9 protein-coding genes are annotated in these 10,881 nt (G+C 65.0%); 8 read left to right on the plus strand and 1 reads right to left on the minus strand.

From position 1 onward, the window contains the following. The 4 genes from ABIB45_RS21955 to ABIB45_RS21970 form a co-directional block, all read left to right on the plus strand. Nucleotides 1-203 (plus strand): OpcA/G6PD domain-containing protein (locus ABIB45_RS21955; protein ID WP_354217957.1); only part of this gene is annotated, 203 nt, incomplete at its 5' end. 105 nt (nt 204-308) lie between these two features. Next, entirely contained in the window at nt 309-1,415 is a 1,107-nt protein-coding gene (locus tag ABIB45_RS21960; protein ID WP_354217958.1) for an S-(hydroxymethyl)mycothiol dehydrogenase, read from the plus strand. Further along, a complete protein-coding gene (locus ABIB45_RS21965) occupies nt 1,412-2,032 on the plus strand; it encodes an MBL fold metallo-hydrolase (protein WP_354217959.1) in 621 nt (206 codons plus the stop codon). Before ABIB45_RS21960 ends, ABIB45_RS21965 begins: the two co-directional genes overlap by 4 nt. 109 nt (nt 2,033-2,141) lie before the next feature. Further along, nucleotides 2,142-4,496: an FdhF/YdeP family oxidoreductase gene (locus ABIB45_RS21970; protein WP_354217960.1), complete on the plus strand. Its 2,355-nt coding sequence runs from the start codon at nt 2,142-2,144 to the stop codon at nt 4,494-4,496. Nucleotides 4,497-4,571: 75 nt separating this feature from the next. Here the strand turns inward: ABIB45_RS21970 and ABIB45_RS21975 are convergent, their stop codons facing one another. Next, complete coding sequence (locus ABIB45_RS21975; RefSeq protein ID WP_354217961.1) at nt 4,572-5,840, minus strand: helix-turn-helix transcriptional regulator; 1,269 nt, start codon at nt 5,838-5,840, stop codon at nt 4,572-4,574. Between the two features lie 201 nt (nt 5,841-6,041). Here ABIB45_RS21975 and tkt point away from each other — a divergent pair, with 201 nt between their 5' ends. The 4 genes from tkt (at nt 6,042) to ABIB45_RS21995 (ending at nt 10,656) form a co-directional block, all read left to right on the plus strand. Next, entirely contained in the window at nt 6,042-8,195 is a 2,154-nt protein-coding gene (gene tkt / locus ABIB45_RS21980) for a transketolase (RefSeq protein WP_354217962.1), read from the plus strand. Nucleotides 8,196-8,299: 104 nt separating this feature from the next. After that, nucleotides 8,300-9,421, plus strand: coding sequence for a transaldolase (gene tal / locus ABIB45_RS21985; protein ID WP_354167767.1), 1,122 nt, complete (start codon nt 8,300-8,302; stop codon nt 9,419-9,421). Between the two features lie 34 nt (nt 9,422-9,455). Next, the gene (gene rpe, locus ABIB45_RS21990; protein WP_354163223.1) at nt 9,456-10,133 is read left to right on the plus strand and encodes a ribulose-phosphate 3-epimerase; all 678 of its coding nucleotides are present in this window, start codon (nt 9,456-9,458) and stop codon (nt 10,131-10,133) included. Between the two features lie 49 nt (nt 10,134-10,182). Continuing rightward, nucleotides 10,183-10,656: a ribose-5-phosphate isomerase gene (locus ABIB45_RS21995; RefSeq protein ID WP_354217963.1), complete on the plus strand. Its 474-nt coding sequence runs from the start codon at nt 10,183-10,185 to the stop codon at nt 10,654-10,656. The last annotated feature ends 225 nt before the right edge of the window (nt 10,657-10,881 follow it).

The raw sequence follows: 10,881 nt of genomic DNA on the forward strand, positions 1-10,881 counted from the left end.
AGCCCGCCCAACGCATCTCCCTGCCCCGCCGCAGCCTCAAAGACTGCCTCGCGGAAGAACTCCGCCGCCTCGACCCCGACGAAGTCTTCGGCGAAACAGTCCGCAGTCTTGGCAGCACCACAATCCAGGCAGTGCCCATGACGTTCACGTGCAGCGGGGAGCCGGAACGTCATAAGGACGGTCAGTCACTGATCACCGTTTGACGGGACCGCGCAACCAAAGACGTGGAACCCCAACGCGTCAGTTAGATTGGCACTTGCTGCCGATTCACCGGATCCGGCCGGATCCAGGAAAGGAACACAAGAATAATGGTCCACAAAGTACAGGCCGTCATCGCCAGGGAGAAGAATGCCCCGGTGTCGCTGGAGACTATTCTGGTCCCGGATCCAGGTCCGGGGGAGGCCCTCGTGGACATTCTCACCTGCGGGGTCTGCCACACGGACCTGCACTACAAGCAGGGCGGAATTGGCGACGAGTTCCCTTATCTGCTGGGCCATGAGGCCACGGGTATAGTCAGCGCGGTGGGTCTCGACGTCACCAGCGTCGTCCCGGGTGACCGGGTGATTTTGAACTGGCGCGCTGTCTGTGGGGAATGCCGCGCCTGTGCCAAAGGACAGCCGCAATACTGCTTTAACACGCACAACGCGACGCAGAAGATGACCCTCGAGGACGGTACGGAACTCTCTCCCGCGCTGGGTATTGGCGCCTTCGCGGAGAAGACACTCGTTGCCGCCGGACAGTGCACCAAAATTGACGACGACGCCGATCCCGCCGCCGTCGGGCTGCTCGGCTGCGGTGTGATGGCCGGCATCGGTGCCGCCATCAACACGGGCGAGGTCAAGCGCGGCGAATCCGTGGCCGTGATCGGCTGCGGCGGCGTGGGTATCGCCGCGATCGCCGGCGCAAAGCTGGCCGGCGCCACCACCATCATCGCGGTGGACATCGACGCCAACAAGGTGGAGATGGCCAAGTCCCTTGGGGCCACCCACGGCGTGGACTCCGGCAAGGAAGACCCCATTGAGGCGATCCGGGCCCTCACGGGAGGTAACGGAGCGGACGTGGTGATTGACGCCGTCGGACGTCCCGAAACGTACAGGCAGGCGTTCTACGCCCGCGACTTCGCCGGCCGTGTGGTGCTGGTGGGTGTCCCCACGCCGGACATGACGCTTGAGCTGCCCCTCCTGGATGTCTTTGGCCGGGGCGGGTCGTTGAAGTCCTCCTGGTACGGCGACTGCCTGCCCTCCCGTGATTTCCCCATGCTCGTGGCGCAGTACAAGCAGGGCAACCTTGACCTGGATGCCTTCGTCACCGAGCGGATCACCATCGACCAGGTGGAGGAAGCCTTCGCTAGGATGCACGAGGGCAAGGTCCTGCGCTCGGTTGTTGAACTAAAGACCCAGAAGGAGTTCTCATGACTATCACCATCGAAAACCTGGTCACCTCGGGCACTTTTTCGCTCGACGGCGGCACCTGGGACGTGGACAACAACGTCTGGATCATCGGCAACGACGATGAGTGCATGATCATCGATTCCCCGCACGATGCGGCCGCGATCATCAAGCAGGTCCGTGGCCGGAAGGTCCTGGCCATCCTGCTGACCCACGCGCACAATGACCACATCGGCGCGGCGCGGGAGGTCGCGGCCGCCGTCGGCGCACCGATCATCCTGAACCCGGAGGACCTGGTCCTCTGGAAGCAGGTTTACCCGGATACGGACCCGGACCGGTACCACGGCGACGGCGACGTGTTCGAGGTGGGCGGCACCGCGCTGCTGGCCATCCACACGCCGGGCCATTCCCCGGGCTCCACCTGCTTCTACCTCGAGAGTGAGGGAACGGTCTTCACCGGCGACACCCTCTTTAACGGTGGACCGGGGGCGACGGGACGCTCCTACAGCGACTACCCCACGATCCTCACCTCCATCCGGGAACGGCTGCTCATCCTCCCGCCGGAGACCGTGGTCCGCACCGGCCACGGCGACAACACCACCATTAGCACGGAAGGGGAAACGCTGGCTAAGGTGTCCCAGTAGAGCAGGATTCCGCATCGGCAGGATCCCGACGAGGCGCGCCAGAACAGCCGGCGCGCCTCGTCGGGCGTTGTGAACAAGAACGGCGTGAGCCGGTAAGGAAGTTGGAACCATGAAGTTCGGTAAGCAGCCCGCCCCCGTCGCGGACATCAACGAGGACGACCTCGAGGTCCACAAGCCGAAGAAAGAAGCGGCCGGGGTGAAGGCTGTGATGGTGGCTCTCGAGCGTGCCGTTGCCCAGGCCGGCGTGACCCGCACGGCGCAGTCCCTGCTGCGGCTGAACCAGCAGGGCGGATTCGACTGCCCGGGCTGCGCCTGGCCCGAATCGGCGACGAAGCGCAAAGCCGCCGAGTTCTGCGAGAACGGCGCCAAAGCAGTGGCCGAGGAAAACACCCTCCGTACCGTGGGGGCGGAGTTCTGGGCCAGACATTCCATCGCCGAACTCGCCGGAAGGACGGAGTACTGGCTGGGCAACCAGGGCCGGCTCAGCGAACCGGTGGTCATCCGCGAAGGGGAGAGCCACTATTCGCCGATCTCCTGGGCCGACGCCTTCGAGCTGATAGGTGAGCACATCCGCGCCTCCACTCCGGACCGGTGCGTTTTCTACACCTCCGGGCGCACCGCGAACGAGACGGCGTTTATGTACCAGCTGTTCGCGCGGGCCCTGGGCACGAACAACCTGCCGGACTGTTCCAACATGTGCCACGAGTCCTCAGGTTCGGCGCTAAACCCGACCATAGGCATCGGCAAGGGAACCGTGTCCCTGGAGGACATCCACGATTCCGAGCTCATCTTTGTCGTCGGCCAGAACCCCGGCACCAACCATCCCCGTATGCTCTCAGCCCTGAAGGAGTGCAAGGACAAGGGCGGCAAGGTGGTGGCGGTCAACCCGCTACCGGAGGCCGGCCTGTTCAACTTCAAGGATCCGCAGACCGTCTCTGGGGTGGTGGGCGGCGGCACGCCGCTGGCCGATGAGTACCTCCAAATCAAGGTCGGCGGTGACCTGGCGCTGTTTCAGGCGCTCGGCCATCTGCTCCTGGCGGAGGAAGAACGCAACCCGGGCACCGTCGTCGACCGTCCCTTCATTGATGCGCAGACCGACGGGTTCGACGCTTACCGCGTCGCCCGCGGGGAGCTGGACTGGGCGGAAACCGAGAAAGCCACGGGCCTGTCCCGCGAACAGATCGAAACCGTGGCAGGGATGCTCATCAAGTCCAAGGCCACGATCTTCTGCTGGGCCCTGGGCGTGACGCAGCAGCCGCACTCGGTGGACACCATCAAGGAAATGGTCAACGTCCTGCTCCTGCAGGGGAACTTCGGCAAGCCCGGCGCTGGCGCCTGCCCGGTCCGCGGGCACTCCAACGTCCAGGGCGACCGGACCATGGGCATCTGGGAAAAGCCCAAGGAGTGGCTCCTTGAGGCACTCGACAGCGAGTTCGGGATTACCTCGCCGCGGCATCACGGCCACGACGCCGTGGAAGCCATGGAAGCGTTCGAGCGTGACGAGGTGGACGTCTTTGTGTCCATGGGCGGCAACTTCTCGCTCGCCTGCTCGGACACGGCGAGTCTGGAAGCCGGCATGCAGCGGATCGGCCTGACCGTGCACATTTCCACCAAGCCGAACCGTTCCCATGTGGTGCACGGCCGCACGTCGCTGATCCTGCCCACCCTGGGCCGGACGGACAAGGACGACAAGCACCCCAAGGGCGCACAGTTCCTGTCCGTGGAAGACTCCATGTCCGTGGTCCACTCCACCCAGGGCAGGCTGCAGCCGGTCTCCGATCACCTGTTGGCCGAGCCGGTGATCGTGGCGCGGATGGCAGAGGCGACCTTCGGCCCAGACCACGCCGTGGACTGGAAGGCCATGGCCGAAGACTACGACGTGGTCCGTGACCACATCTCCCGCGTCCTGCCCGGCTTCGAGGACTTCAACGCCCGGGTCCGGACCAAAAACGGTTTCGTGCTGCCCAATCCGCCCCGGGACACCCGCTCCTTCAAAACGGACATCGGACGCGGTCGCTTCACGGTCAGCCCGCTGGAGTACCTGACCCCGCCGGACGGCCACCTGGTGCTCCAGACCATCCGCAGCCACGACCAGTACAACACCACGTTCTATGGACTGGATGACCGCTACCGCGGGATCTCCGGCGGCCGCCGCGTCATCCTGGTGCACCCCGAGGACCTGGCAGAGCTGGGCTTCCAGGACCGGGACCTCGTGGACGTTGTCAGCACCTTCCGTGGCCATGACCGGCAGGCGGACAAGTTCCGCCTCGTGGCCTACCCGACGGCGAAGGGTTGCGCCGCCGCGTACTTCCCCGAAGCCAACGCCCTGGTCCACAAGGAAAACGTCGCCAGGGAATCCAACACCCCCGGCTTCAAAGCCATGTTCGTCCGCTTTGTGCCACACACGGCTGAGCCGGAAACAGCCGAAGAGTCCGCTGCGCTGGCGGCGGCCAATGCCGGCTGAGCCAACAAGCACAACGGCCCCGTCTCCGGGTGGAGGCGGGGCCGCTGTTGCGTTCCTACGCGCGTCCTAAATCCGTCACCGGAGTCCGTGGCTGTGCGCCAGGGCGATCGCCTCGGTGCGTGAGCCGACGTCGAGCTTCCTGAACAGGTTCCGCACGTGGAACTTGACCGTGTTCTCGCTGATGCCCAGCGTGGAGGCGATGGTTCGGTTGCGCTGCCCGGCGACAAGGTGCTGGAGCACCTCGAGCTCGCGGGCGGCAAGGTCCCACCCGGTGACATCTCCGGCCGGGCGTGACGTTTGCAGATCCAGGGGGAGGGTGACAAAGACGTCTGCACCCCAGCCGGGCATAACGTCGATCCGCAGTGTTCCGGTGAGCGCCTGCACCCGGCGGTCCAGGCGAGCGATGCTCGGGGCGTCGGCTTTGAGTGCGCCCCGGCCGTCGTCGCGGACGTTGATCAGCAGGTTTTCGCCATCGCAGTCCCACTGTGTTCGTACCCTGCTGACATCAGGTTGTTCCGTCATGGCCAGCACAAGCCCGCGGACGATGGCCCGTGCCGCGTGGGCAACTTCGCCGGGCAGGGCCCTTCCGTTCAGCGGCGGTTCGATAAATTCGATCTCGATGCCGCTGTAGCGTGTGAGCGGCCGCAAGTCCTCCCGCAGGCGTTCGAAGGCTTTGGCAACGGGCTCTTTCACCAGGTCCGTTGTGCGGTCGCTGTGGGTCCGAAGCCCGATCAAAGCCTTGGCCGTGAGGTCGGTGACGGTGGTGCGTGCTGCCGCATCATCCATGGAGGATGAACGCAGGGCTGCCAGGAGCGTTTCCAGGGTGGTGGAGTGCACATCGGTCAGTTCCGCCGTCACGCGGAGGCGTTCGGCGGATGCCGCCCGCGATTCGAGCAGGTATGACGGCGGCGCATCAGCCACCTTCTCCCGGATCCGCCGTGCGGTGAGGCGCCACAGATACGTCACCAGCTCCAGCCCGGCGCTGCGCCCCGGATCGGCAGGGGGATCGGTGAGGACCAGGAGGGCGTTACTGGAGGCATGCTTCAGAGCGAGCGCGGGGCGGGTCTTGCCAGCGAGCTCGGCTTCCCCGAACCAGGGTCCCTCATCCTCGAGGGTGGCGCGGAGCGTGTCCAGTTCCGTGATGGAGACCCGGGAAATGATGTCCTCATCGCCTGCCTTCTTCTGCGGCCGGCCTGTGCAGTCTTCCGTGAAGATAACCAGCGCGCTGCTTCCCATGTAGGGGAGCGTTGCTTCACGCAGTCGCTCAGCTATCTGGGACAGGGGGGCATCGGCCAAGGCTGCCACGCTCTGCAAAAGCGGCCACGGCAGGTCTGGTAGGGGCATGGTGAATTCCTTCAGGGATGGGTCCGGCGCTGCACTCATCCGGACAGCTTACCCGGGCGGTAACGCCCCTCCAACCCAAAAGGGTAGTAAGAACCGTCAGAAAACAGTGTTACCCCTGCCCATTTGGTTCGCAATCATTGATATCAACCAGAAAGAATCCGTCCGGCCGCTCCAGGCCGACCAGATCCAAAAGGACAAACCGTGAACCCGACAACAAATGTGGCACTCCCCGGCACTGCAAATTCAGCGACACTCAACTGGACGCCCGAGGACGAGCGCGCCGTGGACACAGCCCGTGTTTTGGCTGCGGACGCCGTAGAGAAGGTCGGCAACGGCCACCCCGGCACGGCCATGAGCCTTGCCCCGGCCGCCTACCTTCTTTTCCAGAAGCTGATGCGCCATGACCCCCGCGATCCGGACTGGCTGGGACGTGACCGTTTCATCCTGTCACCCGGCCACTCCTCGCTGACCCTGTACATCCAGCTGTTCCTCTCCGGCTACGGCCTGGAACTGGACGATCTCAAGGCACTGCGCACCTGGGATTCCCTGACACCGGGCCACCCCGAGTACAAGCACACCGCCGGCGTGGAGATCACCACCGGTCCGCTGGGCCAGGGCCTGGCCTCCTCCGTGGGCTTCGCGTACTCGCAGCGCCGGATGCGCGGCCTGTTTGACGCCGACGCTGCCGAGGGCACGTCCCCGTTTGACCACACCATTTGGGTTATCGCGTCCGACGGCGACATCCAGGAAGGCGTGACCTCGGAGGCGTCCTCGCTGGCCGGGCATCAGGAACTGGGCAACCTCGTGGTGGTCTACGACGAGAACCACATCTCCATCGAGGACGACACAGACATCTCCTTCACCGAGGATGTCCTGAAGCGCTACGAGGCCTACGGCTGGCACACCCAGCGCGTTGACTGGACCGAGACCGGCGAATACGTCGAAGACGTCCAGGAGCTCTACTCCGCCCTGCTCGCCGCGAAAGCCGAGACCTCCAAGCCGTCCATCATCTCGCTGCGCACTATCATCGGGTACCCGGCGCCGAAGAAGCAGAACACCGGCAAGATCCACGGATCCGCCCTCGGCGCTGACGAAGTCGCAGGCCTCAAGGAGGTCCTGGGCTTCGACCCGGCCAAGTCCTTCGAGGTGGACCAGGAGGTCCTGGCCCACGCCCGCTCCGTGGTTGACCGCGGTGCTGCCGCCCGCAGCGAGTGGGATTCCTCGTTCGAGGCGTGGCAGTCGGCCAACCCTGAGGGCGCTGCCCTGTTGGAGCGGATCGAAGCCAAGAAGCTTCCCGCCGGAATCGATGCAGTCCTGCCGGTCTTCGAAGCAGGCAAGGATGTTTCCACCCGCGCCGCGTCGGGCAAAGTCCTGGGCGCGCTGGGCCCGGTCATGCCCGAACTCTGGGGCGGTTCGGCTGACCTTGCCGAGTCCAACAACACCACGATCGAAGGCTCGCCGTCGTTCATTCCGGTCTCCCGCTCCACGGATGCCTGGAAAGGCAACCCGTACGGCCGGGTCCTGCACTTCGGCATCCGCGAGCACGCTGCCGCCTCGATCGTGAACGGCATTTCGCTGCACGGCCGTACCCGCGCATTCTCCGGCACGTTCCTGATCTTCAGCGACTACCAGCGTCCGGCCATCCGCCTCTCCGCCTTGATGGGTGTCCCGTCCATCTACGTCTGGTCGCATGACTCCATCGGCCTGGGCGAAGACGGCCCCACCCACCAGCCCGTTGAACAGCTCTCCACCCTGCGCGCCATCGTGGGCCTCGACGTTGTCCGCCCCGGCGACGCAAACGAGGTAGGTATAGCGTGGAAGACCATGCTGGAGAACCACTCCAACCCGGCCGGCATCGTCCTGACCCGGCAGAACGTACCCACTTTCGCCCGCGGTAATGGTGCAGCGCAGGGTGACACCTTTGCTTCCCCGGCGGGTGTGGCCAAGGGCGGCTACGTGCTGGCCGAAGCGGCCAAGGACGGCGCGACCGTTCCGGCCGACGTGCTGCTGATCGCTACCGGTTCCGAGGTGCAGTTGGCCGTCCAGGCCCGCGAAGCTCTACAAGCCGAAGGCATTGCCGCCCGCGTCATCTCCATGCCGTGCGTCGAGTGGTTCAACAAGCAGGACGCGGCCTACCGCGAATCCGTGCTCCCCGCAGCCGTCAAGGCACGCGTCTCCGTCGAAGCCGGCCTTGCCCTGGGCTGGAGGGAATTCGTTGGCGATGCCGGCCGTTCCATCTCGCTCGAGCACTATGGCGCTTCGGCAGACTACAAGCGCCTGTTCCAGGAGTTCGGCATCACTGCGGAGGCTGTCGCCGCCGCCGCCAAGGACTCCCTGGCCGCTGCCCGCAACTGACCTTTACCTGCACTGCGGCCAGCGCCGCGGGACGGCCTCATGGGGGACGTCCCGCGGCGCGGCCGCGAACTGTCACCAGTCCACAATTTTTGAAGGAAGAAGCCATGACCAACGCAACCCCCACCGCCCAGCTGTCCGACGCCGGCGTGTCCATCTGGCTCGACGACCTCTCGCGTGAGCGTCTCGCAAGCGGCAGCCTGCAGAAGCTCATCGACGAAAAGAATGTGGTCGGCGTGACCACCAACCCGTCCATCTTCCAGGCCGCGATCACCTCCGGCTCCGACTATGACGCAAAGATCGCCGAACTTGCCGCGCAGGGTGCCGGCGTCGAGGAGACCATCTTCGAGATCACCACCACCGACGTCGCTGACGCCTGCGACCTCTTCGCTCCGGTCGCCGCCGCCACCAAGGGTGTCGACGGCCGTGTTTCCATCGAAGTTGACCCGCGCCTGGCCTGGGACACGGCCGGTACTATCGCCGAAGCCAAGAACCTCTACAAAAAGGTGGACAAGGACAACGTCCACATCAAGATTCCCGCAACCCTCGAAGGCCTTGAGGCCATCACGGCAACCCTGGCCGAGGGCATCAGCGTTAACGTGACCCTGATCTTCTCGCTCGAGCGCTACCGCGCCGTCATCAACGCGTTCCAGTCCGGCCTGGAGCAGGCCAAAGACAACGGCCACGACCTGGCCACGATCCACTCCGTGGCCTCGTTCTTCGTCTCCCGCGTTGACTCCGAGATCGACAAGCGCCTCGACGCCATCGGCACCGACGAAGCCAAGGCCCTCAAGGGCAAGGCAGGAGTAGCCAATGCCCGCCTGGCCTACCAGGTCTACGAGCAGCTCTTTTCCACTGATCGGTGGGAGGTCCTGGCCGAAGCCGGCGCCCGTCCGCAGCGTCCGCTGTGGGCGTCCACCGGCGTCAAGGACCCGGCCTACCCCGACACCCTGTATGTCACGGGACTGGTTGCTGCCGACGTCGTCAACACCATGCCGGAGAAGACCCTGGACGCCACGTTCGACCACGGCGTGGTGACCGGGGACACCATCACCGGCGCCTATGCCGAGTCCAAGGCCGTCCTGTACGCACTGGACGCACTGGGTATCTCCTACAACGAGGTGGTTGCCCTCCTCGAATCCGAAGGCCTCGACAAGTTCGTGGCCAGCTGGAAGGAACTGCTGGCCGACGTCGAAGGCGCCCTCGCCGCCGCCCGGAAGGCATCCTGACCCGAGCTCTGACAGCTACCGAAAGGCAGACATCATGTCCGCATCACCCCTGAACTGCTGCATCAATCCCAGCATCCTCTCGGCCGACTTCGCCAACCTCGAGGCCGAGCTTGCCCGCATCAGCAACGCAGATGCCGTGCACGTGGATGTCATGGACAACCACTTTGTGCCAAACCTGACCATCGGCCTGCCTGTTGTGGAACGGCTGCAGAAGGTCAGCCCCGTCCCGTTGGACGCCCACCTGATGATCGCCAACGTGGACCGCTGGGCGCCGCTGTACGCCGACGCCGGCCTGAGCTCTGTGACGTTCCACGTGGAGGCATCAGATGCCCCCATCAAACTCGCCCGGGAACTCCGCGCCCGCGGAGCCAAGGCGGGCATGGCACTTCGCCCGGCCACTCCGGTGGAACCGTACCTGGACATGCTCTCCGAACTGGACATGCTGTTGATCATGACGGTGGAGCCGGGCTTCGGTGGCCAGGCATTCCTGGACGTCATGCTGCCCAAGATCCGTCGTGCCCGCGCGGCAGTGGACGGTTCGGGGGTGAACGTGGCCATCCAGGTGGACGGCGGCATCACCGAGGAAACCATCACCCGCGCCGCGGAGGCCGGTGCCAACGTCTTTGTGGCCGGATCTGCCGTATACGGCAAGGCCTCACCTGAGGACGCCATCGAGTCGCTGCGCGCCAACGGGCAGCTCGCTTTCGGCTAACTACGCCGCACAACAACAACACCGCACCCCACCAGTCTGAAGGACCCTCATGCGCGTTCACATCGCAACCGACCACGCCGGTATGGAGCTTAGCTCTCACCTCATCACCGCACTGTCAGCCAGCGGCTACGAGATGGTAGACCACGGGCCGGCCGCCTATGACGCCGAGGACGACTACCCGGCGTTCTGTATTAAGGCAGCAGCCGCCGTCGTGGCCGACCAGGCCGTGGGCGTTGACGCCCTCGGGATCGTACTGGGCGGCTCGGGCAACGGTGAGCAGATCGCCGCGAACAAGGTCAAGGGCGTCCGCGCGGCCTTGGCCTGGAACCTCGACACGGCCAAGCTGGCCCGCGAACACAACAATGCCAACGTGGTGGCAGTTGGCGGCCGGCAGCACACCGTTGAGGAGGCAACCGAACTGATAAAGGCGTTCCTGGCAGAACCGTTCAGCGCTGCCGAGCGCCATGAGCGCCGCATCGGCAAGATCGCCACCTACGAAACCACCGGCGAGGTGGCCGAATAAAACCCGGCTGCGTCATAGCTCCGTCCCATGCGGCGGGGCTATGGCGTAGCCGCCTTCTTGTTTAAGCCGCCGTCCTGGTTGAATTCCGAACCGGAAGGCGTAGAGCGCCTGGACCAAATGGGAACGGGCGCATAGACGAAAACTCAGCATAGGAGTCAGCATGCCCATTGCAACCCCAGAGATCTACTCCGAGATGATTGACCGTGCCAAGGCCGGCGGCTATGC

The sequence above is a fragment of the Arthrobacter sp. UYCo732 genome (assembly GCF_040547265.1).
Taxonomy (GTDB): Bacteria; Actinomycetota; Actinomycetes; order Actinomycetales; family Micrococcaceae; genus Arthrobacter.